1 protein-coding gene is annotated in these 970 nt (G+C 58.9%); it reads right to left on the minus strand.

Annotated elements, in window-relative coordinates; translation table 11 throughout:
* On the minus strand, positions 1 to 914 hold a 914-nt coding region (locus tag AC0L3D_RS36750; RefSeq protein ID WP_473647540.1), incomplete at its 3' end, for an IS481 family transposase.
* Between the last annotated feature and the right edge of the window lie 56 nt (positions 915 to 970).

Raw genomic sequence — 970 nt, forward strand, 5'->3', positions numbered from 1 at the left:
TCGAATCGGAACCGTTCAGGCTCTTTTGCCCAGATTTTGCAGATGAACTCGTGGGGTGTGAGGCCCTTGAGGGTCTTAAGCCGGCGCGCGAAATTGTAAGCTAAGATGAAGTCGGCGAGATGCCGGCGCAGTTGATCGTGATCGTCATAGTGGAAGCGCTTGACGGTGGCGTCCTTGATGGTCCGATTCATCCGCTCGACCTGGCCGTTCGTCCAGGGATGGTTGATCTTTGTGAGCCGGTGCTCGATGCCATGTTCGTCGCAGATGCCGTCGAAGATGTGCTGAAGGGCATGCCGGTCGCAGGTCCGGTTGGTGAACTGAATGCCGTTGTCGGTCAGAATGGTATGGATGGCATAGGGCACGGTCGCGATCAGGTTGCGAAGGAATTGGGCCACCGCCATCTTGCCCGCCGTCGGGTGCAATTCCGCATAGGCGAATTTCGACGTCCGATCGATGGCCACGAAAAGGCGCAGCTTGCCCTCGGCGGTCTGCACCTCGGCGAGGTCGATATGGAAATAGCCGAGCGGATAGGCGTTGAACTTCTTCCTGGCCGGCTTGTCGGCGTCCTGCGGCAGCCGCGAAATGCCATGGCGCTGAAGGCAGCGATGCAACGACGAGCGCGTCAGATGCGGGATCGAGGGCTGTAGGGCATAGAGGCAATCATCCAGCGCCAGCAACGTGTGCTTGCGAAAGGCGACGATCACCGCTTCCTCTTCGAGCGACAGCACTGTCGATCTTGGTTTCTTCGGGCCGGTGGGAAGATCGGCGGTCGAGGTCCGGTTCCTCCACTTTCTAACGGTCTTCTGATCGATGCCGTAGCGCTTGGCCAGCGCTCTCAGGCTCTCTTGACTATGCTGTATCGCTCGACGGACTGCCTCTGTCGTCGTGGCGCGGCGGTGTAGAACCTGTCCCATAGCGCATCCTTTGATTCGGACGGCAATGATGCGCCATTAAAGTCCGGGATCAAACA

The organism is Mesorhizobium sp. WSM4837, assembly GCF_055811435.1.